The 25,589-nt window shown below is 72.2% G+C and carries 19 protein-coding genes and 2 pseudogenes; 13 read left to right on the top strand and 8 right to left on the bottom strand.

Going from position 1 to position 25,589, the window contains the following annotated elements:
- Positions 1-138: 138 nt before the first annotated feature.
- From AB0903_RS21350 to AB0903_RS21330, 5 genes and pseudogenes are all read left to right on the top strand, one after another.
- The gene (locus AB0903_RS21350; RefSeq protein WP_366705021.1) at positions 139-324 is read left to right on the top strand and encodes a hypothetical protein; all 186 of its coding nucleotides are present in this window, start codon (positions 139-141) and stop codon (positions 322-324) included.
- Positions 309-575 (top strand): annotated as a pseudogene (locus AB0903_RS21345) (ATP-binding protein); the annotation flags it as partial. The gene AB0903_RS21350 and the pseudogene AB0903_RS21345, both read left to right, overlap by 16 nt.
- Positions 576-640: 65 nt before the next feature.
- On the top strand, positions 641-1,654 hold the full coding sequence (locus AB0903_RS21340) for a DUF3048 domain-containing protein (protein ID WP_366705020.1): 1,014 nt from the start codon (positions 641-643) through the stop codon (positions 1,652-1,654).
- Positions 1,655-1,753: 99 nt separating this feature from the next.
- Positions 1,754-2,770, top strand: coding sequence for a TerC family protein (locus AB0903_RS21335; protein ID WP_366705018.1), 1,017 nt, complete (start codon positions 1,754-1,756; stop codon positions 2,768-2,770).
- 62 nt (positions 2,771-2,832) lie between these two features.
- Positions 2,833-3,048 (top strand): hypothetical protein, encoded by a 216-nt coding sequence (locus AB0903_RS21330; RefSeq protein WP_366705016.1) that lies wholly within the window; start codon positions 2,833-2,835, stop codon positions 3,046-3,048.
- Positions 3,049-3,059: 11 nt separating this feature from the next.
- Here the strand turns inward: AB0903_RS21330 and AB0903_RS21325 are convergent, their stop codons facing one another.
- Complete coding sequence (locus AB0903_RS21325) at positions 3,060-4,361, bottom strand: Tm-1-like ATP-binding domain-containing protein (protein ID WP_366705015.1); 1,302 nt, start codon at positions 4,359-4,361, stop codon at positions 3,060-3,062.
- 60 nt (positions 4,362-4,421) lie between these two features.
- Positions 4,422-4,783, bottom strand: a pseudogene (locus tag AB0903_RS21320) (substrate-binding domain-containing protein); the annotation flags it as partial.
- A gap of 459 nt (positions 4,784-5,242) precedes the next feature.
- Here AB0903_RS21320 and zwf point away from each other — a divergent pair.
- From zwf to AB0903_RS21290, 6 genes are all read left to right on the top strand, one after another.
- Positions 5,243-6,826 (top strand): glucose-6-phosphate dehydrogenase, encoded by a 1,584-nt coding sequence (gene zwf, locus AB0903_RS21315; RefSeq protein WP_366705013.1) that lies wholly within the window; start codon positions 5,243-5,245, stop codon positions 6,824-6,826.
- A complete protein-coding gene (gene opcA, locus AB0903_RS21310) occupies positions 6,823-7,770 on the top strand; it encodes a glucose-6-phosphate dehydrogenase assembly protein OpcA (protein ID WP_366705011.1) in 948 nt (315 codons plus the stop codon). Before zwf ends, opcA begins: the two co-directional genes overlap by 4 nt.
- Positions 7,771-8,272: 502 nt before the next feature.
- A complete protein-coding gene (locus AB0903_RS21305; protein ID WP_366705009.1) occupies positions 8,273-8,491 on the top strand; it encodes a type A2 lantipeptide in 219 nt (72 codons plus the stop codon).
- Positions 8,492-8,648: 157 nt separating this feature from the next.
- Entirely contained in the window at positions 8,649-9,455 is an 807-nt protein-coding gene (locus AB0903_RS21300; protein ID WP_366705007.1) for an HlyD family efflux transporter periplasmic adaptor subunit, read from the top strand.
- Positions 9,452-11,740, top strand: coding sequence for an NHLP family bacteriocin export ABC transporter peptidase/permease/ATPase subunit (locus AB0903_RS21295; RefSeq protein ID WP_366705005.1), 2,289 nt, complete (start codon positions 9,452-9,454; stop codon positions 11,738-11,740). The genes AB0903_RS21300 and AB0903_RS21295 overlap by 4 nt, the downstream gene beginning before the upstream one ends.
- 1 nt (position 11,741) lies before the next feature.
- Positions 11,742-14,621 (top strand): NHLP bacteriocin export ABC transporter permease/ATPase subunit, encoded by a 2,880-nt coding sequence (locus tag AB0903_RS21290; RefSeq protein ID WP_366705003.1) that lies wholly within the window; start codon positions 11,742-11,744, stop codon positions 14,619-14,621.
- Positions 14,622-14,647: 26 nt separating this feature from the next.
- On the opposite strand, the gene AB0903_RS21285 is transcribed toward AB0903_RS21290, so the two are convergent.
- Positions 14,648-15,031 carry a hypothetical protein gene (locus AB0903_RS21285; RefSeq protein WP_366705001.1) on the bottom strand — a complete coding sequence of 128 codons (384 nt, stop codon included), beginning with the start codon at positions 15,029-15,031 and terminating at the stop codon, positions 14,648-14,650.
- Positions 15,032-15,360: 329 nt separating this feature from the next.
- Positions 15,361-16,284 (bottom strand): MurR/RpiR family transcriptional regulator, encoded by a 924-nt coding sequence (locus tag AB0903_RS21280; protein ID WP_366704999.1) that lies wholly within the window; start codon positions 16,282-16,284, stop codon positions 15,361-15,363.
- A gap of 476 nt (positions 16,285-16,760) precedes the next feature.
- On the opposite strand from AB0903_RS21280, the gene AB0903_RS21275 reads away from it, so the two are divergent.
- Entirely contained in the window at positions 16,761-19,160 is a 2,400-nt protein-coding gene (locus AB0903_RS21275) for a SpoIIE family protein phosphatase (RefSeq protein WP_366705069.1), read from the top strand.
- A gap of 37 nt (positions 19,161-19,197) precedes the next feature.
- The gene (locus tag AB0903_RS21270; RefSeq protein ID WP_366704997.1) at positions 19,198-20,001 is read left to right on the top strand and encodes a uracil-DNA glycosylase; all 804 of its coding nucleotides are present in this window, start codon (positions 19,198-19,200) and stop codon (positions 19,999-20,001) included.
- On the opposite strand, the gene AB0903_RS21265 is transcribed toward AB0903_RS21270, so the two are convergent.
- The 4 genes from AB0903_RS21265 to AB0903_RS21250 form a co-directional block, all read right to left on the bottom strand.
- A complete protein-coding gene (locus AB0903_RS21265) occupies positions 19,979-22,105 on the bottom strand; it encodes a xanthine dehydrogenase family protein molybdopterin-binding subunit (protein WP_366704995.1) in 2,127 nt (708 codons plus the stop codon). The two genes, AB0903_RS21270 and AB0903_RS21265, sit on opposite strands and share 23 nt — an antisense overlap.
- Complete coding sequence (locus AB0903_RS21260) at positions 22,102-23,112, bottom strand: xanthine dehydrogenase family protein subunit M (RefSeq protein ID WP_366704993.1); 1,011 nt, start codon at positions 23,110-23,112, stop codon at positions 22,102-22,104. Before AB0903_RS21260 ends, AB0903_RS21265 begins: the two co-directional genes overlap by 4 nt.
- A complete protein-coding gene (locus AB0903_RS21255) occupies positions 23,109-23,672 on the bottom strand; it encodes a 2Fe-2S iron-sulfur cluster-binding protein (RefSeq protein ID WP_366704991.1) in 564 nt (187 codons plus the stop codon). The genes AB0903_RS21260 and AB0903_RS21255 overlap by 4 nt, the downstream gene beginning before the upstream one ends.
- Before the next feature lie 77 nt (positions 23,673-23,749).
- Positions 23,750-25,375 (bottom strand): FAD-dependent oxidoreductase, encoded by a 1,626-nt coding sequence (locus tag AB0903_RS21250; RefSeq protein ID WP_366704989.1) that lies wholly within the window; start codon positions 25,373-25,375, stop codon positions 23,750-23,752.
- Positions 25,376-25,589 lie beyond the last annotated feature (214 nt).

Here is a 25,589-nt window from a genome sequence, read left to right as displayed (position 1 = left end):
CGCCTCGCTCTGCGCCCTGTTGCCGACGGGCAGCGCCGCACGGTGTGGAGTTCAATGGAGGCCCGGGATTTCACAGCCCTGCCGCGTCTGCGGTACCGGACACGGAGCTCGGGAGCGCCATCTGGGAGTGATCGACGCGTGAGCACCAGCTGCCACATCGTGGACTCGGGATCGGAGCGGCCGGAGGATTCCGCCCTGCTCGTGGTCGATCGCGACGGCGCGGTCCTCGCCTGCACCTGCGGAGCGGTCGAACTCACCGGTCGGCCGGCCGCCGAGCTCCAGAACAGCACCGTCGAGGATCTGCTCGCTTCACCACCGAACTGATCGTCAGTGAGCTGCTCACCAACGCCATTCGCTACGCCGGCGGCCCGGTGAGCGTACGGCTCATCAAGGACCAGCGTCTGGTCTGCGAGGTCTCCGACCCGAGCGAGACCCAGCCCCATCTGCGCCGGGCGCGGCTCACCGACGAGGGAGGACGCGGACTGTTCCTGATCGCCCAGCTCACCCACCGGTGGGGGAGCAGATACACGGCCGCCGGCAAGACGATCTGGACGGAGCAGCTGCTGCCCGGCTAGGCGGCGACCGGGACCTGTCGGACCAAGGACCCTCGTGGTCCACTGATGGCACGCGGAGGTGGCCCATGGACACGGAGCGCGGACCCAGCCGCAGACGCGGCAGCCGAGGGAGGCACGGCACCGCAGCGGTCGCCGTGGTCACCGCTGCGATGCTGGCGCTCTCCCTGTTCGGGTGCACCGACTCGGAGCCGCCGGGACCGGGGGAGACCACCACACCGGCGCCGGAACGGAGCACGTCCCCCTTCACCGGGTTGCCCGCAGCTCAGGGGCCGGTCCTCGCAGTCAAGATCGACAATGTTCGTCCGGCGCGGCCCCACACCGGGCTGGGAGCGGCCGACATCGTCTATGTCGAGCAGGTCGAATCGGGCCTCAGCCGCATACTGGCCGTCTTCTCCTCCCGACTGCCGCCGCAGATCGGCCCGGTGCGCAGCGCGCGGGAGTCCGACCTCGAGTTGCTGCGGCAGTTCGGCCGGCCCGCGCTCGCCTACTCCGGCTCACAGTCGGCTCTGAAACCCCTGATCGAGGCGGCTCCGGTCGCCGCGCTGCCGCAGGGCGAGGCGCCCGACGCCTTCGTCCGCTCCGACGACCGTCCCGCTCCGCACAATCTGTATCTGCTTCCCGAACGCGCCCTCGCCGCCGCCCGTGACGTGAGCGACTCCTCGGACATCGGCATGCGCTTCGGCGCCGCCCCCGGCGGCGGCCGCCCGCTGGCCGAGCACACTGTGCGCTACCCCTCCGCCCGGTACACCTTCACCTGGTCGCCGGAGCGGCAGCGATGGCTGGTGGCCATGGACGGCGCCGCCGCGCGGACCACGGACGGCGGCCGGCTCACGCCCGCGACGGTGGTCGTGCAGTACACCGAGGTCCGCCCCTCCCGGTTCAGCGACCGGTCGGGCAGCGTGTCCCCGTACACGGAGACGGTCGGGTCGGGCACGGCGCTGGTGCTGCGCGACGGCCGTGGCTACGACGCCCGGTGGCAGCGTGCGGCCCCGGACGGCGACACGGTCTTCACGGACGCGGCGGGGGAGCGGCTGAACTTCGCTCCCGGCCAGGTGTGGGTGCTGCTCGCCGCCCGGTGAATCAGCGCCGGCACGGGAGGACAACGGCTGTCGGGTCGTCCAGACTCGTAGAGTGAGGGGCACTGCCCGGTTCCGCCGGTCGCTTGTGAGGTCTGCTTCGTGTCGTACGACGTGCCGTATTGGCTGTGGGTCGCCTTCGCCGCCACGGTGGTGATCTCGCTGGCGGTCGATCTGCTTGCCCACCGGAAGGCGCACATCATCGGTTTCCGGGAGGCGGCTGCCTGGAGTGCGGTGTGGGTCGGTCTCGCGGTCCTCTTCGGCGGAGCCGTCTTCCTGATCGTCGGCACACAGGCAGGCGTCGAATACACCACCGCCTGGCTGCTGGAGAAGAGTCTGTCGGTGGACAACCTCTTCGTGTTCGCGCTGATCTTCGCCTACTTCAGGGTCCCGCGTGCCTACCAGCACCGCGTCCTCTTCCTCGGGGTGCTGGGGGCACTGGTGTTCCGAGGCATCTTCCTCACCGCCGGCGTGGTCGTCGTCAGCCGCTTCACCGCCGTCCTGTTCGCCTTCGCCGCGGTCCTCTTCTACAGCACTTACAAGATCCTCAAGGAGGAGGAGGACTTCGACCCCGGCCGGAGCATCGCCGTGCGCCTGCTGCGCAGACTCATGCCGGTGTCCGACGAGTACGCCGGAGCGAAGTTCTTCATCAAGGAGGGCGGCAAGCGCGTCGCCACCCCGCTGCTCGCCGTGGTGGCCGCGATCGAGGCGGCCGACCTCGTCTTCGCCGTGGACAGCGTGCCCGCCGTACTGGCGGTCAGCCACGACCCCTTCATCGTCTACACCAGCAACGCGTTCGCCATCCTGGGCCTGCGGGCGCTCTACTTCATGCTGGCCGGTCTGCTGGACCGGTTCCACTACCTCAGCAAGGGCCTGGCACTGATTCTGGCGTTCATCGGCGTCAAGCTGATCCTGCAGGCATCCCACAAAATGATCAGCCCGGCCGTCCCGGAGATCCCCTCGCCCGTCAGTCTGGGCGTCATCGTCGTCGTCCTCGGCGTTTCCGTCGTGCTCAGCGTGCTGCGGCCGCCGCCCGCCGACGGGAAGCCGTCCGCCGAGCAGCAGCCGTCCGCCGAGCGGCAGCCGTCCGCCGAGCGGCAGCCGGAGAAGGACGCCTGACGGTCGCGCATGCGACCCCAAGGAGGGTTCAAATGCAGGCAAAGCGGGCGTAAAGTAGCGTCATGCTCAGTGAGAAGCGTCCGGCGGGGCGTGCCGGACATGCCTGCCCGGCGTGCGGACACGCGCTGCCCACCGCGGTGGAGCGCCGCAAGACGATGGGCTTGTACGTGCCGGTGTACACGGAGGGCTCGTGCGACAACGCAGGCTGCCCAGGAGGCCGGGTGGGGGAGGAGACCGGGCCGACGAAGGGGGAGGGGACGAAGGAGGGCGGCTTCTGATCGGGCCGTGCTCAGGGCCGTAGGGCACGGGGGCCGTCGTTGGCGGGCGGCCGTCCTGCGTCGGCGGGTGCGCGCTCCGCGCCGATCAGACGGTGCAGCCGGTCCGCCGCCGCACGGCCGAACGCCGGGCTGTTGATGTCCGTGTCGTACTCCACCACGTCGACGGCGCTGCCTCGCAGCCCCTCACGCAGTGCGGCGAACAACGCCTCGTCCAGCGCCGGATCGTGGTACGGGCCGCCGGATGCGCCGAGGGTCGACAGTCCACGCAGGGGTACGCACACCACCGCGGGGCCGGTGGCTGCCCGCAGTTTGGCGGCGACGCGGCGGCCCAGCTCCGCACACTCCTGCGCCGTCGTGCGCACCACGGTGATGGAGGGGTTGTGCACCTGGACACGGCGCTCGCGCAGATGGCCGGGGAGCGTGTCGAGCGGGCCGAACTTGACCATGTCCAGGGCTCCCAGGCTCACCACCTGCGGCGTGCCCCGCCGTCCGGCCGCGGTCAGCCGGTCCGGGCCCGCCGTCAGGATGCCGCCGGCCAGGTCGTCGGCGAGTTCGCTGAGGGTCAGGTCGAGTACACCGGCGAAGAGCCCTTGGCCGGCCAGCGATTCGAGCGTCCGGCCGCCGGCCCCGCTGACGTGGAACACCAGTACCTCGTAGCCGAGTTCCGTCAGCCGTGCACGGGCCGCGTCGACGCCCGCGGTCGTCACGCCCGCCATGCTGGCGGCGATCAGCGGCCTGCCGGTCCTGGCCAGTTCCGCCGGCACCAGCGCCCGGGGACGGGCTTCGAAACCCTTCGCCATCCCGGCCGCGGCGTCGGCGGCGTTCGCCAGCACGGGTGCCAGGACCCTGTTGACGCCGGCGATGTCGACGATGCTGTACATCATGGTGATGTCACTGGCGCCGACGTAGGGCGACACATCGCCGGCGGCCATCGAGGACACCATCACCTTCGGCACGCCCGGCGGAAGCCGGCGCATCGCATGCGTCGCTATGGACGTCCCGCCGCTGCCGCCGACGGCCAGGACCGCGTGCAGCCTGCCCTCCTCGTACAGTCGCAGGACGGTCTCCGCCGCCCCGTGGGCCATGGTCGTCACAGCCGCGCCGCGGTCCGCGTCCGACCGCAGCGCGGCCAGGTCGGCTCCGGCCGCGCGGGCCACCTCGGCGCGCGGGACGTCGGCGCGGATCCCCGGCTCGCCCACCACGCCGGCGTCGACCACCAGCACCTCGCTCCCCGCGGCCAGCAGCCGTTCACGCAGCCAGCCGTACTCCACACCCTTGGTGTCCAGCGTGCCCACCAGTACAACGGTCGCCATGGCACGTACTGTTCGCGGAAAACCGGCGGCCGGCAAGAGCGCCTGACACGGCTCGTGCGATCAGGAGGAGGGCGGTGCCGTGCTGTCGCGGACCACCAGGCTGGTCGCCAGGTCGCCAGATCGACCCGGCTCGCCGCCGGGCGCCGACCGCGCCCGAGGTCCAGTACGAGCCGCGCCGCCGTTTCCGTCATCTCCGTCAGCGGCTGCCGCACGATGGTGAGCGGCGGTCCGACCCAGCGGGCCGGCGGCAGATCGTCGAAGCCGACCAGGCTGAGATCCTCGGGGATACGTACGCCCAGCTCCCGGGCGGCCTCGTAGAGGCCGAGCGCTTGGAGGTCGTTGCCGGTGAAGACGGCGGTCGGCGGCTCCGGCAGGCGCAGCAGCCCGAGACCGGCCGCGTGACCGGCCTCGTGATGGAAGTCGCGCGCACGCTCACGGGCGTCGGCGGCCGCCGGATCGTCGAACCCGGCGACGTGGAGCTTCGGTTCGCCGCCTCCAGCGCGGCGCACGACGTCCGGCACACGGTACGGCTGCGCCTGACGGGCCCGGAGCGTGCCTGCGGCCCATGACCGCGTGCTGCACTGCGTCACCGAGGGGCCCCCGTCACCGGCTGACGGGCCACCGGCCCGACCCCGGGAGCGGTCCGCGCCCGGATGGCTCCTGAGGGGTGTCATCCAAGCTGTCGAAGGTTTCGACACCCCCTCCGTAGTCATCTGCCGGACCTGGTGCCTCCCGAACGGGCACCATCAGGGACACAGGCCGCACCGGCGGGCAGGCAGCAGTCGAGGACCGGTGTGTGATCCCCCGCGAGATCGGCGGGAGGTGCGATCCTCGGACCTGGACGCATCCGAACGCCGTCGGCGCAGGGAGGACCTGACCGCATGTCACAGAACGGGTCGCAGCACAGCTCGCAGCTCAGGGCGCGGCAGCCGTCGCAGGGAAGCGGCTGGGCCAATCCGCTGAGGGACCCGCTCGACCGGCGGCTGCCCCGTATCGCGGGCCCCTCCGGACTGGTGATCTTCGGAGTCACCGGTGACCTGTCGCGGAAGAAGCTCATGCCGGCCGTCTACGACCTGGCCAACCGGGGGCTGCTGCCGCCGGGCTTCTCGCTCGTCGGCTTCGCCCGCCGGGAATGGCAGGACCAGGACTTCGCGGAGGAGGTGCACCAAGCCGTCCGGGACCATGCCCGCACACCCTTCCGCGAGGAGGTCTGGCGCCAGCTCTCGGAGGGGATGCGGTTCGTCCAGGGCGACTTCGGCGACAACGCCGCGTTCGAGCGGCTGAAGTCCACCGTCGAGGACCTGGACAGGGCTCAGGGCACCGGCGGGAACTTCGCGTTCTACCTCTCCGTGCCGCCGAAGCTCTTCCCCGAGGTCGTCCAGCAGCTGAAGGACCACGGGCTGTCGGACGCCCCCGAGGGATCCTGGCGGCGGGCGGTCATCGAGAAGCCGTTCGGCCACGACCTGGACAGCGCATGCGACCTCAACGAAATCGTGCACGAGGTGTTCGTGCCCGACGAGGTCTTCCGGATCGACCACTACCTGGGCAAGGAGACCGTCCAGAACATCCTGGCGCTGCGGTTCGCCAACACGCTCTTCGAACCGATCTGGAACCGGTCGTACGTCGACCACGTGCAGATCACGATGGCCGAGGACATCGGCATCGGCGGCCGCGCCGGCTACTACGACGGCATCGGCGCCGCCCGCGACGTGATCCAGAACCACCTCCTCCAACTGCTCGCGCTGACCGCGATGGAGGAGCCCGCCTCCTTCGACGCCGCCTCGCTCGTCACCGAGAAGCTCAAGGTCTTCAAGGCCGTCCAACTGCCCGCCGACCTCGCCCGGTACACCGTGCGCGCGCAGTACACGGGGGGCTGGCAGGGTGGCGAGAAGGTCCTCGGCTACCTCCAGGAGGAGGGCATCGCCCCCGACTCCGTGACCGACACCTACGCCGCGCTCAAGCTCGGGATCGACAACCGGCGCTGGGCGGGCGTCCCGTTCTATCTGCGCACCGGCAAGCGACTCGGCCGGCGCGTCACCGAGATCGCCGTCGTCTTCCAGCGTGCCCCGCACTCGCCGTTCGGCTCCAGCGCCACGGCGGAACTCGGCGAGAACGCACTCGTCATCCGGGTCCAGCCGGACGAGGGCGTGACGGTGCGGTTCGGCTCCAAGGTGCCGGGTACATCGATGGAGCTGCGCGACGTGACGATGGACTTCGCCTACGGGGAGTCGTTCACGGAGTCCAGCCCCGAGGCGTACGAGCGCCTCATCCTCGACGTACTGCTGGGGGACGCGAACCTCTTCCCGCGGACCGAGGAGGTGGAGGAGTCCTGGCGGATCCTCGACCCTGTCGAGGAGTTCTGGGACCGCAGCGGAAAGCCGGCGCAGTACCCGGCCGGCACCTGGGGTCCCGCCGAAGCGGACGACATGCTCGCACGAGACGGACGGAGCTGGCGAAGGCCATGAAGACGGACCTCACCGACACCACGGCCAGCAAGATCAACAAGGCGCTCGTCCAGGGCCGCCGCGCCATCGGCACCCCGGCCGTCGGCATGGTGCTCACCCTGGTCATCGTCACCGACGAGGAGAACGCCTACGACGCGATCAAGGCGGCGGGCGACGCCTCCCGTGAACATCCCTCCCGCACCCTCGTCGTCATCAAGCGCCACGCCCGCTCGCCGCGCGAACGCCACGAGGCCCGCCTCGACGCCGAGGTGCGCCTCGGCAGTGACGCCGGAGCCGGCGAGACCGTACTGCTGCGCCTGCACGGCGAACTGACCCACCGCGCCGACTCGGTGGTGCTGCCGCTGCTGCTGCCCGACGCCCCCGTCGTCGTCTGGTGGCCGGTGGACGCCCCGCCCGTGCCCGCCCGGGACCCGCTCGGGGCACTCGCGCAGCGGCGTATCACCGACGCGTACGCGGTCGAGCGGCCGATCGAGGAACTGGACGCCCGCGCCGCCGGGTACGAGCCGGGCGACACCGACCTCGCCTGGACCCGGCTCACCCCGTGGCGGTCCATGCTCGCCGCCGCGCTGGACCAGGCCCGGGCCGAGGTGGTCTCGGCCGTGGTCGAGAGCGAGGCCGACAATCCCAGCGCCGAACTGCTCGCCCGGTGGTTCACCGCCCGGCTGGCGGTGCCCGTCGAACAGGTCGTCACCGACGGGCCGGTGGTGACCGCCGTCCGGCTGCGCACCGTGGACGGGGAGATCCACATCGACCGGCCGGAGGGGCCCGTCGCCCGGCTGAGCATCCCCGGGCAGCCCACCCGGGTCCTTGCCCTGAAAGTGCGCAGCACGGCCGAACTCATCGCAGAGGAACTGCGCCGGCTCGACCCGGACGAAGCGTATGCCGCGGCACTGCACGCCGAGATCACCGCGCCCGCTCCGGAAATGACCGCGGACACCGACTGAGGCAACTCTCCGCAATTGTCGCGTGACGCAATGAAAGGGGTGGGGCGCGGTGGACGCTCCACCCCGGTGAAATCTCCGTGAGGCAGCGTCAAACGGTCTGCGCCTCCCGTGAATCTGCACACCGAATGCCCAGGCGGCACACGGTCTCCCCATTCTGGACCACCTTCTGACCTGCGCGCATTTGCCGCCGCATGGGAATGTCCACTTCGCCACCCAATGTCGGGCGGACCGGCGGGATGCGTGTTCGACCATTCGGTGAAGAAAATGGCGCCGATTCATGCAGGGGTGCGCACGAAGCGGTAATGAGTGGCCGCCTTCCGTGCGGATCCACTCTTCGCGATTGGCTGGTCAACGGCCCTACGTGCTTTGATCCTTCGCACTGCGGGATTCGATGACGGTTCCCGGATCCGGGAATCCCCCCACCCCCGCTCAGCGGCCGGTGCTGCTCTTTTCGCGCGCCGGGCGCGGCAGCACAGGAATATCCATCCGAAGGGAACTTCTCATGAGCTTCGTCCCCACCCAGGAGATCGCCGACTCCGAGCTGGACAACATCGCCGGCGGTCTCCACAGCGCCACAGTGGGCAACGCCACCGCCGCCCTTGACGCGATCGCCCCGGTCTCCGGCACCCTCGCCACCGTGACCGGCGTCGTCGAGGGTGCCACGGGCATCAACTCCGCGGCCGTCACCGGCCCGGTCACCGGCCTCGTCGCCGGCCTGTAGGACCCACGGCTCGGCGATGCCGGCACCCGCTCTGCCGGCATCGCCGAGCCGTGTGCCCCGGAGCCGGCCTGGTTCCGGGGTACACGGCCGCGCGTGTCGCGGGCCGGTCCACACGCGCCGTTCCCCGTAGTCCCCCGCAGTCGAGGGAAGAGCTATCGTGCAGTTCCGCCAACAGGCCCTTTCCAAGCTGCAGTCGCCGGAGGAGATCGACCTTCCGGTGCGGTTCGCCCGGCCACAGGGCCTGCTCGTGCTGATCGTCACCGTCGTGGTGATGGTGGCCGCGGGCGGGTGGGCCGTGACGGGCACCGTGTCCTCCACGCTGGACGCGCCCGGCATCCTCACCCACGCCCAGGGCAGTTACGTACTCCAGAGCCCCGTCGCCGGCCAGGTCACCGAGGTCCTCGGGGAGGAGGGCGACAGGCTTCGCGCCGACGCGCCGCTGCTGAAGGTCCGCACCCGGCAGGGCGACACCGTCGTCCGTACCGTCGCCGCAGGCCGGCTGACCGCCCTCGTCGCCACCATCGGCTCCGTCGTCACCCCGGGCTCGGACGTCGCGGCGGTCGAACGGATCGAAGAGCCGGACGACCCCCTGATGGCCGTGCTGTACGTCCCCGCGGAGAAGGGCGGCTCGGTGCCGGTCGGCGCCGAGGTCGACCTCAGCGTCCAGTCGGTGGCGACACAGCAGTACGGAGTGCTGCGCGGCCGTGTGAAGTCCGTCGGCAGGACCGCCCAGACCGGGCAGCGGATCACCGCCTTCCTCGGCAGCAGCCAGCTGGGTGAGCAGTTCTCGGCGGCCGGCCGTCCCGTCGCCGTCCTGGTCGCCCTGGACCGTACGGAAGGCACCGAGTCCGGCTACCGGTGGTCGTCGTCCGACGGTCCGCCGTACCCGCTCGAATCCATGACCCTGACCGGCGGCGCCGTCCACCTCGCAGAGCAGCGCCCGATCGATTGGCTGCTGCCGTGACACAGACCGACCACGACGCCCCCGCCGCCGGCCGCGGCCGTCACCGGCCCCCGGCGGCGGCGCCGGGCGGCCGGCGCGGATCGCGCCGTGCCGCACCGCCGCGCCGCAAGCAGCGCATAGCCGGACGCCGTGCCGTCCGTACCGTCCGCACCCCCACCGTGCTCCAGATGGAGGCAGTGGAGTGCGGTGCCGCCGCCCTGGCCATGGTCCTCTCCCACTACGGGCGCCATGTGCCGCTCGAGGAGCTGCGGGTGGCCTGCGGCGTCTCCCGGGACGGTTCGCGCGCCAGTAACGTGCTCAAAGCGGCCCGCAGTTACGGTCTGGCCGCCAAGGGCATGCAGATGGAGGCGTCCGCGCTCGCCGAGGTGCAGCCGCCCGCCATCCTGTTCTGGGAGTTCAACCACTACGTCGTCTACGACGGCCGGGGGCGCCGGTTCGGCCGCCCCGGTGTGCACATCAACGACCCCGACAAGGGCCGCCGGTTCGTACCGGCAGAGGACTTCGACACCAGCTTCACCGGGGTGGCCCTCGTCCTCGAACCCGACCGGAACTTCCGCAGGGGCGGCCGCAAGCCGGGCATCATGTCGGCGGTCCCCGCACGGCTGCGCGGGACCACGGGCACTCTGTTCGCGGCCTTCCTCGCCAGCCTGCTCCTCGTCGCCGTCGGCGCGGCGGTCCCGGCGCTCAGCCGTACCTACATCGACATGTTCCTGATCGGCGGCCGGACCTCGCTGCTCGGGACACTCTTCACCGCCATGGCCGTGATGGTGGCGCTGACCGCCGTGCTCACGGGGCTGCAACAGGCGAATCTGCTGCGCGGCCGGCTCATCTCGTCCACCCTGAGCAGTGCCCGCTTCCTGCGCCACCTGCTGCGCCTGCCGGTCACGTTCTTCGCCCAGCGCAGCCCGGCCGACCTGGTGCAGCGGCTGCAGTCCAACGACGCCGTGGCCGAGACCCTCGCCCGTGACCTGGCGGCGGCCGCGGTGGACGGTGTGGTGGTCATCCTCTACGCGGCGCTGCTGTGGAGCTACGATCCCCAGCTCACCGTGGTCGGTGTGCTCATCGCGCTCCTCAACATCGTGGCGATGCGCGTCGTCATCCGGCTCCGCTCCACGCACACCCAGAAGCTGCGTGCCGACAGCGCCCGCCTCACCAACACCTCGTACACCGGCCTTCAGCTGATCGAGACCATGAAGGCGACCGGCGCGGAGAACGGCTTCTTCCGCCGCTGGGCCGGCCAGCACGCCACCACCCTGGACGTGCAGCAGCGCCTCGGTGTGCCCAGCGCGGTCCTGGCCGTCGTCGCGCCCACGCTGGCCACCCTCAACAGCGCGCTCATCCTCTGGATCGGCGGACTCCGGGCCGTCGAAGGCCATATGTCGATCGGTCTCCTCGTCGCCTTCCAGGCGCTGGTGGCACGCTTCACCGCACCGATCACCCGGCTGAACGGAGTGGCCGGCCGGATCCAGGACTTCGCCGCGGACATGACCCGGCTCAAGGACGTGGAGAGCTTCCCCGTCGACCCCCTCTACTCCCGCGACGAGCCCGACCCGAGCAGCCGCCGGCTCAAGGGCCATGTGGCACTCGAGAACATCACCTTCGGCTACAGCCCGCTCGACGCGCCGCTGCTCAGCGGCTTCTCCCTCACCGTGGGTCCGGGCAGGCAGGTCGCCCTCGTCGGCGGTTCCGGCAGCGGCAAGTCCACCGTCTCCCGGCTGATTGCGGGCCTCTACAGCCCGTGGGAGGGGGCCATCCGCATCGACGGACGGCTCCTCGCGGACATCCCCCGCGGCGCGCTCGCCGCCTCCGTCTCCTTCGTCGACCAGGACATCTTCCTCTTCGAGGGCACCGTCCGCGACAACGTGACCCTGTGGGACCCCTCCGTACCCGACGAGGCCGTGGAGGCCGCGCTGCGGGACGCGGCCGTCCACGACGTGGTGATGCGCCGCCCCGACGGCATCCACAGCCGTGTCGAACAGGACGGGCGCAACTTCTCCGGCGGACAGCGCCAGCGCCTGGAGATCGCCCGCGCACTCGTGCGCCGGCCGAGCATCCTGGTCCTCGACGAGGTCACCAGCGCCCTCGACGCGGAGACCGAGCGGATCATCATCGACAACCTGCGCCGGCGCGGCTGCGCCTGCGTCGTGATCGCCCACCGGCTGAGCACCGTGCGCGACAGCGACGAGATCGTCGTGCTGGACCACGGCACCGTCGTCGAACGCGGCCGCCACGAGGACCTGGTGGCCGCCCAGGGGCCGTACGCCCGGCTGGTGAAGGAGCACTGACGTGTCGTCACTCCACCTGCCGCCCACCGGCGGCCACCACCCGGCGCCCACAGGGACCGACGCGGTGATCCACGCCCTCGGCGGCCTGGGCACGCCCGTCGACTGCACCGGACTGCGCAGCCTGCCACTGGAAGGGCCGCTGGTTCTGTGGCTCGTCCTGGACGGCACGCTGGACCTCTTCGCCGTGGACGCCGCGGAACAGGGCCACTGGCACTTCCTCGGCCGCCTCGAACCGGGCACGCTGCTCCGCGGCCCCGTCGAGGGCCCCCGCCACACCCTGACCGGCCGGCCCTCGCAGCACTGCCTGCTGCACCGCATCCCGCTGCGCGAGCTGCGCATGCCGGAGTATGGGGAACACGGGGAGTACGCCGAGCCGTACCCGCCCGCACACCGGGACCCGTACGGCCGCACGGCCGCCACCCAGCTCGAGTACGCCTTCGGGCTCGGCGTCGGCCGCGGCCTCGGGGTGCTCTTCCAGGCACCGCTGGAAGGCCGCCCGGCCACGGACGAGGTCCTGGCCGACGACGACGTCCTGTGGATGCGGGTCGAGCCCGGCAGCGTGCAGTACGGCGCCTCCTACAGCGCCGAGGCGGCGGGGGACCTGCTCGTAGAGGGCACCATGTGGCAGGGCATGGTGAACCAGCAGTACCGGCTGCTGTCCGCGGTGGACGGCTGGATCGAGGAGCTGGAGAGGGCCCACGAGGACCGGACGGCCGCCGGGATCAAGGCGGGCGCCGACGCGGGCACCCGCGCCGACGAGGCGCTGCTCGCCTCCATCGGCCGACCGGACCGGGCCTCTCGCGGCCACGGGGGAGCGGGCGACGACGACACGCTGCTCGCGGTGTGCCGCCATGTCGCCCGCGCTGCCGGGATCGCCCTGACGGAGCCGCCGAAGCACGGGCCCTCGAAGGACCGTGTCGACCCCGTCGAGCGCATCGCCGTCGCGTCGCGCATCCGCACCCGTCCGGTCCGCCTTCAGGGCCGCTGGTGGCGCTCCGACGCCGGCCCGCTCGTCGGCCGCCGGGCCGCCTCCGGCGCACCCGTCGCACTGACCTGGCGCCGTGGACGCTACGAGGCGGTCAACCCGGTCACCGGCTCACGGACCCGGATCGGCAAGGAGAACGCGGACGAGTTCGAGGAGCGGGCCGTCATGTTCTACCGGCCGCTGCCCGAGCGGCCCGCGAACGTGCGGCGGCTGGTGGCCTTCTCTCTCCGCGGCACCCGCATGGACCTGCGGAACCTGCTGCTCGCCGGCCTCGTCACCGTCGTGCTCGGCGCGCTCGTGCCCATCGCCACCGGACAGGTCCTCGGGGTGTACGTGCCGAAGGCGCAGACCGGGCTGATCGTCCAGGTCTCCCTCGCGGTGATGATCACGAGTGTCGTCTCCGCCGCGTTCATGCTGCTGCAGAACCTGACGGTCCTGCGGATGGAGGGCCGTATCGAGAGCACCCTCCAGCCCGCCGTGTGGGACAGGCTCCTGCGGCTCCCGACGAGGTTCTTCGCCGAGCGGTCGACCGGAGAGCTGGCGAGTGCAGCCATGGGCATCAGCTCGATCCGGCGGGTCCTGTCCGGCATGGGACCGGTGGCCCTTCAGTCCACCACCGTCGGCGCGATGAACGTCGCGCTGCTGCTCTGGTACAGCGTGCCGCTGGCGCTCGCCGCCCTCGGCATGCTGCTGGTCGTCGGCGCGGTCTTCCTCGGTATGGGCCTGTGGCAGGTGCGCTGGCAGCGCAGACTCGTGGAGCTGAACAACAAGCTCAACAACCAGGCGTTCCAGACCCTGCGGGGTCTGCCGAAACTACGGGTCGCGGCGGCGGAGAGCTTCGCCTACGCCGCCTGGGCGCGGCGGTTCGCCCGCTCCCGCGAACTCCAGCAGCGGGTGGGCCGCATCAAGAACCTGACCACCGTGCTGGACGCCGTCTGCCTTCCGCTCTGTTCGCTCATCATGTTCATGCTGCTCGCCGGCCCGGCCCGCGGCACGATGTCGGCGGGCGAGTTCCTCACCTTCAGCACGGCCGTCACCATGCTGCTGACCTCCGTCACCCAGCTCACCGGCGTACTCGTCTCCGCCGCGGCCGTGCTGCCCATGTTCGAGCTGGTGCGCCCCATCCTGGACGAGGCACCGGAGGTGCGCGGAGCCGGTGCGCAGCCCGGCACACTGTCCGGCGCGATCGAGGCGCGCGATCTGACCTTCCGCTACACCGACGACGGCCCACCCGTCCTCGACGACGTGTCGCTGCGCGTGGGGCAGGGGGAGTTCGTGGCCGTCGTCGGCCCCAGCGGCTGCGGCAAGTCGACCCTGCTGCGGCTGCTCATCGGCTTCGACCGCCCCGCCTCCGGCATCGTCCTCTACGACGGTCAGGACCTGGCCGCCCTGGACCCCGCCGCGGTACGCCGGCAGTGCGGCGTGGTGCTCCAGAACGCACAGCCCCTCACCGGGTCGATCCTCGACTGCATCTGCGGCGCGGAGACGTTCTCCCAGGACGAGGTGTGGGAGGCCGCCGAGATGGCGGGCCTTGCGGAGGACATCAGACGGATGCCGATGGGCCTGCACACCCTGATCTCGTCCGGCGGCGCCGTCTCCGGCGGCCAGCGGCAGCGGCTGATGATCGCCCAGGCCCTCGTGCGCCGGCCGCGCATCCTCTTCTTCGACGAGGCGACCAGCGCGCTGGACAACGAGTCCCAGCGCGTCGTCATCGAGAGCACCCGCGGGCTGGACGCCAGTCGCATCGTGATCGCCCACCGGCTCTCCACGGTGATGGACGCGGACCGGGTGATCGTGATGGACGAGGGCCGGGTCGTCGAGGAGGGCCGTCCGGCCGACCTCCTCGCCGACCCGGGCGGCCGGCTCCACGAGCTGGTACGGCGCCAGCTGGCATGACGGGCCCGCGACGCGCCGGGTGGCGCCTACCGCCTGCGGTGCGTGCCGCCGCCCGTCAGGAGCGCGTCGCCGACGAGCCTGACTCCGCGGGCCAGGCGGCCGAGCTGCTCCAGCTCGACGGCGTACATGCGGATCGTGTTCTCGATGACCGCCTCGGCCACGCCCAGCGGGGGCAGCTCCGCCCGGGAGGTGTGCAGAGCCACCCGTACCGCCCGCATCTCGTGCTGCACCTGGAGCTGTGCGTGACGGGCCAGCAGGACGGGGTGCCGGTTGAGCGTCGAGTAGCCGGCGTAGCGGGCGGGCAGCAGATCGCGCAGCCAGCGGGCGGCGCTGCGTTCCCAGTCGTGACTGCCCGGGGTCTTCACCTGGCAGGGCCAGTCCGGGCTCGTCGTGGAGAGGGTCTGGGACATCGTCGTCGCTCCGGGTGGTGCCGATGAACTCTGATCGAGAGAGGGGCGGCGGTCCCGGCCCAGGGGTTGACCGGGACCGCCGAGGGCATCCGCGGCGGAATGCGGAGCCCGGATTGAACACCCGAGGGACGGCGCGAGGAGGGAGCGCCGTCCCCGGGTGTTCGCTCGAAGGAGGGCGCGAGTCTCGCCCTCGTGGCAACGGAGTACCCGGCGCCAGAAGTAGTAAATATATATACCGTCGAGTAAGCAAGGGTATGAAAAATTACATGCCCCGCTGGGCATGAAAAAGTCCGGTAAGAGACCGGTTCGCTCTGCGAAAAGCAGGCGGATCAGTCGTCGATGAAGAAGTCGTGCTGATCCGCCGCCTGCTCGTAGCCCTCCAGCCGCACCTGCGTCCGGCCGGGATCCGCGTCGGCCATCGCCTGGAGCACGGCGGCCGAGAGCACACCCGGCGCCGCGTAGGAGTCGAACACCAGCCGCGAGCCCGTCGCCGCTGTCAGTGTCACATCGGCCTCCTCGACCAGCGGGCCGAGCGTCCGGTCGGTGATCAGCGCGACCCGCAGCCCGGTGCGGCGGGCGGCCCGCAGTGCCGCCAGCGTCTCGTTCGCGTGCCGCGGCATCGCGAACGCCAGTACCCACGTCCCGCCGGCCTCCCGGGACTGCAGCAGCGCGTCGTAGGCCACGCTGCCACCGCGGGTCACCAGCCGTACATCGGGGTGGATACGGCGCGCGGCATACGCGAAGTACTCCGCGAGCGACACCGAGATCCGCAGCCCCAGGACCGTCAGTGGCATCGACAGCGCCAGGTCCCGCCCCACACCGAGCACCCGGTCGGTGTCCGCGAGCACACGCCGCAGGCTCTCCAGGTTCTGGATCTCGGCGTCGACCGCCGCCTGCAGTTCGTTGCGGCGGATCTCCGCACGGCCCTCCGGGGAGCCGGCGACCGCGCTGAGGGCGATCGGCTGCAACGCCTCCCGCAGCGCCGGATAGCCGGTGTAGCCGAGTGAGGTGGCGAACCGGGTCACCGACGGCTGGCTCACACCGACGCGTTCCGCGAGGTCGGTGATGGACAGGAACGCGGACTCGGGCAGGTGGTCGATGATGTACTGGGCGATGCGCCTCTGGCCGGGGGAGAGACGATGGCCGCCGAGCAGTGCGAGCACCCGCTCCGCAGGAGCGGGCTCCTGCTCCTCCGTCGGCCCGCCCGGGGTGATCGCGGCGGCCTGCGCACGTTCCTGCTGCCCTGATGGCACCGGTGTGCCCCCTTCTGTGTCCAGCCCGTGCTCAACATAGCCCACCTGCCCGGTCCGTCAGCGTGCTCGTCCGCACGGCAGACGCTCCCTCGGCCGCTCCGGCGGGCCGGAGCCGGGGCCCTCCGCTCTCCTCTGCCGACCGGGAGTCCCGTACCGGCTGTGCCGCTCCCGCGTACGGGAGCCCGGGCCGTCCGTGCCGCTCCGCAGACGGGCGGTCCGGGACCGTCCGTGCCGCTCCGGCGACAGGGGAAGCCGTGCCCGTCGGCCGTGCCGCCTTCCCCAGCCGGGTCGCCGCTCCCGGCCGTGCGCCGGCGGAGGCGCGGCCGGGCATCGCCACGGAGATGCGCCGCCCGGCCGCCGGGGAGCATGCTGGCAGGGTGACCTCGAACGGCAAGGGCGGGCCGGGGCCGCCCGCCGAGCACGGCCCGGACCCCGTGGGCAGGGATGGGAGGGGCCCGCGGACGAACGAACTCGCCATGGTCCTCGCCCAGGCGGAGGTGAGCGCCGTCGAGGCCGTCGGAGGCTTCGCGGGCGGCCTCTACCTGCGGTCCCGCTCGCCGGAGCAGCTGCGGCTCGCCGTGATCGCGGGCCTGCCGCTCAACCTCTTCCGCCACTGGTGGACCATGCATGTGAACCGCCCGTTCCCCCACTCGGACGTCTACCGCTCCGGACAGCCCGTCTACCTGGGCGACGCGGAGGAGGCCATGCGCCGCTACCCGCAGCTCATGGCCGGCCTGCCGTTCCCCTTCGGTTCGCTGTACGTACCGGTCTCCCACGGGCGCGAATGCTTCGGCGTGCTCGGGGTGCTCCGGCCGGCCACCCCCGGCATACCGGTCTCCGACGCCGACCGGCGGCGCATCCATGAGGTCGGCACCCGGCTCGGCGCCACGCTGGCGGCCATGGCCCCGCACCGGCCGCGTATCGAGTGGGACGCGGAACCACTGGCCGTGACCCTGCAGTCCCCGGGCTCACCGCCGCTGCGCATCGGCGCCTTCGACTGGAACCTCGAGGCCGGCACCGTCACCGGTGACGAGGGCTGGCGCGCCATCCTCGCCGTACGGCAGGAGGAGCTTCCTCTCACCGTGGAGGCGGTGGCCGCGCGGATCGAACCGGAGGACGCCTACGGACTGTGGGCCCTCGGGCGAAGGTCCGCGGAGTCCGACCAGCCGGTGACCCGCCGGATGCGGCTGCAGGGCGCCGACGGCCGACCTCATCTGGTTGAACTGACGGGCCGCCGCAGCCGCGGCACCGACGAATCGGGTGCCACGCATCTGACCGGCTACCTCATCGACCTCGGCGCCGGTCCGGTCGTCGCCGAATCCGCCGACCGGCTCCCCTTCGGCGTGTGCTCGCTCGACCGCCTCGGCCGGATCACCTACATGAACGAGGTCGCGGAGCGGTTCCTCGGCCGGCAGCGGGCCGACCTGACCGGGCGTGTCCTGTGGGAGGCCGCCGATCTGTTCGGGCCCGCCCACGAGGACCACTACCGGGCCGCGCTGCTGTCCGCCGACCCGGTGCGGTTCCTGGTCCGGCACCCCGACGCGTGGCTCTCCGTCGCCCTCTATCCGGACGTCGAGGGGCTGACCGTGACCCTCACCCGCGCAGAGGAGCCCGCCTACGCCCCGAGCTCGATGGTCAGCCCCGGTGCCGGGTCGCCGGCGGACCGTGCCGTGGCCCTGTACCGCCCCGTAGCCCTCGCCATCGCGCTGACCGAGGCGGTCACGGCCCGTCAGGTGTCCGCCGTGGTGACCGAGGAGCTGCTGCCCGCCTTCGGAGGCCGCCAGCTGGCGATCTACATGCTGAGCAACCGTCATCTCCACCTCGCCTGGGAGACCGGGTTCCCCAAAGGGTTCCTCGACCGCTTCGAAGGCGTCGGGCTCGACGCGAAACTCCCGGGCGTCGAGACCCTCACCTCCGGCCGTCCCCTCTTCTTCGAGTCGATGCGGCATCTCGCCGGCGCCTACCCCGGCATCCCCCTCGACGCCCACGTCGGTGCCAGGGCCTTTCTGCCGCTCATCGCCTCCGGCCGCCCCGTCGGCTCGTGCATCCTCGGATTCGACCAGCCCCGCGGTTTCAGCCCGGAGGAGCGCACAGTCCTCACCGCGCTCGCGGGACTCATCGCCCAGGCTCTCGAACGCGCCCGGCGCTACGACTCGGAGGCGGCCCTCGCCCGGGGTCTCCAGGACGCCCTGCTGCCGCACCGGCTCCCCGTGGTCCGGCAGCTCGACACCGTGGGCCGGTATCTCGCGGGCACACAGGGCATGGACGTCGGCGGCGACTGGTACGACGTCATCGACACCGGGGGCGTACCGGCCCTGATCATCGGCGACGTACAGGGACACGGAGTGCAGGCCGCCGCCACCATGGGACAACTGCGCAGCGCGGTCAGGGCACTTGCCGTCAGCGGTCACACCCCCGTGGAGGTGGTGAGCGGCACCAACCGGCTGATGATCGACCTCGACCCCGGCCTGTTCGCCAGCTGCTTCTACATCGTCCTCGACCCGGCCACGGGCCGGGCCCAGGCCGTCAGAGCGGGCCACCTCCAGCCGCTGCTGCGCCACCCGGACGGGAGGACGGAGGTCCTCGACCTGCCCGGCGGCGTGGTCCTGGGCGTCGACGCCGACGCCGTCTATCCGGCGACGGAACTGACCCTGGAACCCGGCGCGGTGCTCGCCCTCTTCACCGACGGCCTCGTCGAACAGCCGGGGACCGACATCGACCTGGGCATCGAGCGGCTGCGCCGCACACTCTCCGACATGGGTTCCGTCCCCTTGGCGGACACCGCCGACCGGCTGATCAACCAGGCCCGGCAGACCGCGGAACGACCCGACGACATCGCACTGCTCCTCGCCGCCCGCTGGTCGGCCCCGGCCTGACCCGGCCCCACCGCCGCACAAGCCCTAGCGTGGACCCATGACCGGCCCCCCGATGCCCGCCCCGCACGCCGAACCGGCGGACGACGACTTCCCGGCCCGCACGGCCCCGCACTGCGCCGGCCTCGGCGAGCTGGACGCGGCCGTCAGCCGGTGCAGAGCCTGCCCGCGGCTGGTGGCCTGGCGGGAACAGGTCGCCCGGACCCGGCGGGCGGCCTTCGCCGACCGGGAGTACTGGGGCAGGCCGGTACCCGGCTTCGGACCCGCCGACGCGTCGCTCGCCGTCGTCGGACTCGCCCCTGCCGCGCACGGCGGCAACCGCACCGGCCGTATGTTCACCGGTGACGACTCCGGGGACGTGCTCTTCGACGCCCTGCACGCCGTCGGCCTCGCCTCGCAGCCGACGTCCACGCACCGGGGCGACGGACTCGTCCTGCACGGCGTTCGCGTCACCGCGCCCGTCCACTGCGCCCCGCCGCAGAACCGGCCCACGCCCGGTGAACGGAACACCTGCCGCCCGTGGCTCGCCCGGGAGCTGTCCCTGCTGACCGGTCTGCGTGCCGTCGTCGTCCTCGGCGGGTTCGGATGGCAGGCGCTGCTGCCCGTTCTGGAGGCCGCCGGCTACCGGCTGCCCCGGCCGCGACCCGCGTTCGGCCACGGCGCCCACGTCGTACTGCCCGGCGGCGGCGTCGTACTGCCCGGCGGTGACGGCCGGCCCGGACTCCACCTGCTCGGCTGCTACCACCCCAGCAGGCGCAACGTGTTCACCGGGCGGCTCACCCTCCCGATGCTCGTCGACGTGCTCCAACGCGCCGCTTGCGTCAGCGGCCTCGGCCCCCGGTAGCCGCCGGACCTTGGAGCGACTCCAGCACCTTGTCCGGGGTGAGCGGCAGATCCCTCAGCCGGACGCCCGTCGCATGGCGCACCGCGTTCGCCACGGCCGCCGCAGTGCCGACGATGCCGATCTCGCCGATGCCCTTGCTGCCCATCGGGTTGAGGTGCGGGTCGTCCTCGTCGATCCACCGGGCGTCGATCGAGTGGACGTCGGCGCAGACGGGCACGTGGTACATCGCGAGGTCGCACTCCGCGTAGTCCCCGAAGCGCTCGTCCATCGTGCTGCCCTCCATCAGCGCCATCCCGATGCCCATCGTCATCCCGCCGATCAACTGGGAGCGAGCGGTACGGGCGTTGAGGATGCGGCCCGCCGCGTACACGCCGAGCATCCGGCGAACCGCCACCTCGCCCGTGACCGTGTCGACCTGCGCCTCGCAGAACACGGCGCCGAACGCGTGCCGGGCGTGGGCGGGCTCCGCCCCGGTCTCCGCCCTCGTGTCGGCCCTGACGGTCACCCCCTCCGGCGGCAGCTCCCCGCCCAGGACCGCGAGGCGCTCCGCGAGCTGCGAACTCGCCTTGTGGACCGCCCAGCCCCACGAGGCCGTGCCCGAGGAGCCGCCGGCCAGCGGGGCCTGCGGCAGGTCCGAGCTGCCGATCTCGACGGACACCGACTCCAGGGGCACGTCCAGCGCCTCCGCGGCGATCTGCGCCAGCACGGTCCGCGCGCCGGTGCCGATGTCGGTGGCGTTGACCCGGATCAGACGGCTTCCGTCGCGGCCCGCGTGGACCGTCGCGGACGACGGCGCGACCAGCACGGGATAGGTGCTCGCCGCGACACCGGTGCCGAGCAGCAGGTCGCCCTCCCTCGTGACCCCCGGGGCGGTGGCGCGGTGCCGCCAGCCGAAGAGCTCCTGCCCCAGGCGGAGGCATTCGCCGAGGTGCCTGCTGCTGAACGGCAGGCCCGAGTCCGGTTCGGTCTCCGGTTCGTTGCGCAGCCGCAGCTCGACGGGGTCCAGCCCCGCGGCGAGGGCGAGTTCGTCCATCGCGCACTCCAGGGCGTACATCCCGGGTGTCTCGCCGGGGGCCCGCATCCACGACGGCGTCGGCACGTCGAGGGCGGCCACCCGGTGCGCCGTACGGCTGCCGGGGGAGGCGTACATGACCCGGGCGGGGACCGCGGCCTGCTCCACGAACTCCTTCACCCGCGAGGTCTGGGTGACCACCTCGTGGGCGAGTGCCGTGATCCGGCCGTCGGCGCCGGAGCCGAGCCGGACATGATGCAGCGTCGGCGCGCGGTGGCCGACGACCGCGGGCATCTGGCGCCGCGGCAGGGACACCTTGACGGGACGCCCGGTGTGGCGGGCCGCCATCGCGGCGAGCACCACCGGCGGCCGCGGCGTCCCCTTGGACCCGAAGCCGCCGCCGACGTGCTCCGACACCGCGGTGACCTGCTTCCTGTCCAGCCCGAACAGCTGAGCCAGGGCGTCCCGTAGCGAACCGGAACCCTGGCTGGAGTCCCACACGGTCAGCCGGCCGTCGTGCCAGTGGGCCGTGGCGGCGTGCGGCTCCATCGGATGGTTGTGCAGGGCGGTGATGCCGTACGAGGCGTCGACACGGACATCGGCCGCTTCGTACGCGCCCTCGAAGTCGCCCCGTTCGCGTACCGCCGGGAAACCGCCGTTGGCCTCCTCGGGCGTGTACAGCCCCGGGTGCCCGGCGGTGAGCCGTACGTCGTGCTCCTCGGTCTCGTAGTCGACGCGCAGCGCGGTCGCTGCCGCGCGGGCGTTCTCGAGGCTGTCGGCCACGACCAGGGCGATGTACCAGCCGCGGTGCGGGACACGGTCGTCCTGGAGGAGCCGGAGCGTCGGATCGTCCGGCTCCCCGAGACGGGGCGCGTTCTCGTGGGTGAGCACCGCCACGACCCCGGGCAGCTCCAGCACCTCGTCCGTGTGGAGTGCCGCCACGCGGCCCCTGGCGACGGTGGCGGGCACCGGCCAGCCGTACGCGCAGCCCGACGGTGTGTGCTCGGCGGCGTAACGCGCGCGGCCCGCCGCCTTGTCCCGGGCCTCCCGCCGTTCCACGGGGGCGCCCAGCACCGTGGCGGCCCGGCTCATGACGACGGCTCCCCGGTGTCGTCGGTTCCTGCGGCCAGCCGGCCGAGCACGTCGACCGCCAGATTGCGTGCGAGCCGCACCTTGTACGCGTTGTCCCGCAGCGGCCGCGCTGCCACCAGCTCCGCCTCCGCCGCCCGGAGGAACGTCTCCCGGCCGACCGGGGCACCGGCGAGTCGCTCCTCCGCCCGACGGGCGCGCCAGGGCCGGTGGGCGAGGCCGCCGAAAGCCAGCGCCGCGTGCCGGACCCGCCCGTCCTCGACCGCGAGGACCGCCGCGACGGAGACGAGTGCGAAGGCGTACGAGGCACGGTCGCGCGCCTTCCGGTAGGCCGACCGCGCGCCTGGTGGCACCGGCGGAAGCTCCACGCTCGTGATCAGCTCGCCGGCACGGAGTTCGGTGTCCACCTGGGGGCGGTCCCCGGGCAGCCGGTGGAACTCGGTGACCGGCAGCGACCTGTCCCCGTCGGTCGAGTGCAGATGGACCGTGGCGTCGAACGCGGCCAGTGCCACGGCCATGTCCGAGGGGTGCGTGGCTACGCAGTGCTCGGAGTGGCCCAGTACGGCCAGGTCGCGGTGGACACCTTCCCTGGCGGGGCAGCCGGTGCCCGGCGCCCGCTTGTTGCAGGGCTTGGAGATGTCCTGGAAGTACGGGCAGCGGGTGCGCTGCAGCAGGTTCCCGCCGGTCGTCGCCGCGTTGCGCAGCTGGCCGGAGGCCCCGGCGAGCAACGCCTGCGACAGCGCGAAGTAGCGCGTACGCACCGCCGGATGGGCCGCGAGGTCGCTGTTGCGCACGGCCGTGCCGATCAGGAGGCCGCCTCCCGGCACGCCCTCCACCGTGTCGAGCGGCAGCCGGCTGACGTCGATGAGCACGTCGGGCGTCGCGACCCCGAGCTTCATCAGGTCGACCAGGTTCGTGCCGCCCGCGAGGTACTGCGCCCCGGTGTGCGCGGCGAACGCGGCGACCGCCTCCGCGGCCGTGCCGGGTCGGACATAGGCGAAGGGCTTCACAGGGTCACGTCCTCGATGGCCGACACGATGTTGGTGTACGCGCCGCAGCGGCAGAGATTGCCGCTCATGCGCTCGCTGATCTCCTGTCGGGTCAGTTCCACGGGCCCGTCCGCCTTCCGGGGGCCGGTCACCAGGGAGGGCCGGCCGTCGGCGGCCTCGGCCAGCATCGCGACCGCGGAGCAGACCTGACCCGGAGTGCAGTAGCCGCACTGGAGGGCGTCCTTGGCGACGAACGCCTCCTGCACGGGATGGAGTCCGCCTCCGGGCGCGAGCCCTTCCGCCGTGGTGATGTGCGCCTCGTCGTGGGACACGGCCGGCATCAGACAGCTGTTGACCCGCCGGCCGTCGGCGATCACGGTGCACGAGCCGCACTGGCCGTGATCGCACCCCTTCTTGGGGCCCGTCAGGTCCAGATGCTCGCGCAGGGCGTCCAGGACGGTGGTGCGGTTGTCGAGTGCCAGGGTGTGCCTGACTCCGTTGACGTGCAGGGTGACCGTGGAGTGATGGGCGCCCTCACCGGTCGGGGCGCCCGAGGTCTCCGGTCGGCTGGTTGCGTCCACGCCGCAGCCCTTCCGGTCGGGTGGTGACGTTTTGTTCTCTTCCTACCAGTCTGTGGCGGATCCTGCGGTCCGGTCGTTCAGGAGCCGACGGCGCCGTCAGGGCCGTCGGTGCTTTCGGGGCTGTCCGGAGCGTCGGGGCCGTCGACGCTCCGCTGCTCCAGGGGCCGGACCGCCGGACCGTGCAGCACCGAGCCGTCCACGCCGAACCTCGAGCCGTGGCAGGGGCAGTCCCAGCTGCGTTCCGCCTCGTTGAACGCCACCAGGCAGCCCAGATGGGTGCAGCGGGCGGAGACCGCGTGGCAGACGCCGTCGTCGTCGCGGTGGACGGCGCAGCGCTGACCGTTCAGGCGCACCACCGCACCGCTCCCCGGCGCGATGTCCGAGACGGAGTCCACATGGGTGGTCCGCAGCCGGTCGCCGACGAAGTGCTTGCCGACCTCCGCCTGCTGGGAGAGCAGGGTCGGCGCCTCCCGCAGGGTGCTCCACAGCCGCCGCGGGTCGTACAGGTCCGTCCACGGGGGTTTCACCGCGCAGATCAGACTCGTCAGCAGCCGCCCGGCCAGCACGCCGCCGCTCATGCCCCAGCCGCCGAAGCCGGTCGCCACATAGGTGTGCCGGGCGCCCGGATGGAACGGCCCGATCAACGGCACCCGGTCGCTCGGGTCGTTGTCCTGCGCCGCCCAGCGGTACATGGTCTCCTCCACGGCGAAGTGCGCGTGCATCCACTCGTCGAGGATCCCGATCCGCTCCGGGACGTCCGCCGTTCCGGGAGTGAAGGACTCCCCGGTCACGATCAGCAGCCGCCGGCCGTCGTCCAGCGGCGCCGTGCGCACCGACCGCTTCGCGCCCTCCTCGGTGATGTACATGCCGCCCGGGTCGCGGTCGGCGGGCAGTGGCGCGGCCACGACCAGCTCCCGCCGCGGCGACATCCGAGCGAACAGCAGCGCCCGGTCGAAGACGGGGAAGTGCGTGGCGACCACGACATCGCGAGCGGTCACCGTGTGACCGCCCTCCGTGGTGAGCCGGCAGGGCGTGCCCTCGCGCAGGCCGGTCACCCGGGTCCGCTCGTGGATGGTGTTGCCGTACGCGGTCAGGTCGCGCGCCAGACCGAGGAGGTACTTACGGGGATGGAACTGGGCCTGGTCCGCCACGCGTACCGCCCCCGCGACCGGGTACGGCAGTCCGGTCTCCTCCACGTACGCCGCGTCCAGCCCCGCCTCCGCCTCGGCCTCGGCCTCGCTCTTCAGGGCCGCGCGCTCCGCCCGGTCCCTGGCGTAGACGAAGGACGGGCCGCGCTCGAACTCGCACTCGACGTCGAGTACGGAGGCGACCTCCGCCACGCGCTCGACGGCCGCCTGCTGGGACTGCGCGTACAGCCGGGCGCCCGCGGCACCCCTGGTCCGCCGCAGCCGGTCGTAGAGCATGCCGTGCTGTGCCGTCACCTTGGCCGTCGTGAAGCCCGTGACACCGGCCGCGATCCGGTCGGCCTCGAGCACCACCACCGACCGGCCGCCCTCACGGGTCAGCTCCCACGCCGTGCTCAGCCCGGCGACCCCGCCGCCCACGACGGCCACATCGACCTCGAGGTCGGCCGTCAGGGGAGGGTAGGACGTGGTGCCGCCGGTGCGTATCCAGTGTGAATCCGTCGTGCGCGTACGCCGGTGCGTCCGGTCGGCCGCGCGCGGAGAATGAGAGTTCGACATACGGGCCGGGTGCCCCTCGACGGCCCGCCGAAGCACTCGTACACGGCCCGGCCACGGGTGACTGATACGGGGCGGACCGGGTACTCGCGAGGACAGAAACGTGGCACCGCCGGCCCCCTTGCCGGTACCGAGCAACAAGAGGAGGTGTCTGCCGTGGAGAGCCGGGCCGACACCGGAAGGATCAGCAGCCGAATCTCCGAGCGGGAACGAGTGC

This window comes from Streptomyces sp. NPDC048389, from assembly GCF_040706335.1.
Classification (GTDB): Bacteria; Actinomycetota; Actinomycetes; order Streptomycetales; family Streptomycetaceae; genus Streptomyces.
This window is presented reverse-complemented; position numbering and strand designations above follow the sequence as displayed.

Bases quoted from the DNA above. Each gene is read 5' to 3' on its own strand.
- AB0903_RS21340 (WP_366705020.1), top strand. From the start codon at position 641: ATGGACACGGAGCGCGGACCCAGCCGCAGACGCGGCAGCCGAGGGAGG.
- AB0903_RS21330 (WP_366705016.1), top strand. From the start codon at position 2,833: ATGCTCAGTGAGAAGCGTCCGGCGGGGCGTGCCGGACATGCCTGCCCG.
- AB0903_RS21325 (WP_366705015.1), bottom strand. From the start codon at position 4,361: ATGGCGACCGTTGTACTGGTGGGCACGCTGGACACCAAGGGTGTGGAG.
- zwf (WP_366705013.1), top strand. From the start codon at position 5,243: ATGTCACAGAACGGGTCGCAGCACAGCTCGCAGCTCAGGGCGCGGCAG.
- opcA (WP_366705011.1), top strand. From the start codon at position 6,823: ATGAAGACGGACCTCACCGACACCACGGCCAGCAAGATCAACAAGGCG.
- AB0903_RS21305 (WP_366705009.1), top strand. From the start codon at position 8,273: ATGAGCTTCGTCCCCACCCAGGAGATCGCCGACTCCGAGCTGGACAAC.
- AB0903_RS21285 (WP_366705001.1), bottom strand. From the start codon at position 15,031: ATGTCCCAGACCCTCTCCACGACGAGCCCGGACTGGCCCTGCCAGGTG.
- AB0903_RS21275 (WP_366705069.1), top strand. From the start codon at position 16,761: ATGGTCCTCGCCCAGGCGGAGGTGAGCGCCGTCGAGGCCGTCGGAGGC.
- AB0903_RS21270 (WP_366704997.1), top strand. From the start codon at position 19,198: ATGACCGGCCCCCCGATGCCCGCCCCGCACGCCGAACCGGCGGACGAC.
- AB0903_RS21265 (WP_366704995.1), bottom strand. From the start codon at position 22,105: ATGAGCCGGGCCGCCACGGTGCTGGGCGCCCCCGTGGAACGGCGGGAG.
- AB0903_RS21250 (WP_366704989.1), bottom strand. From the start codon at position 25,375: ATGTCGAACTCTCATTCTCCGCGCGCGGCCGACCGGACGCACCGGCGT.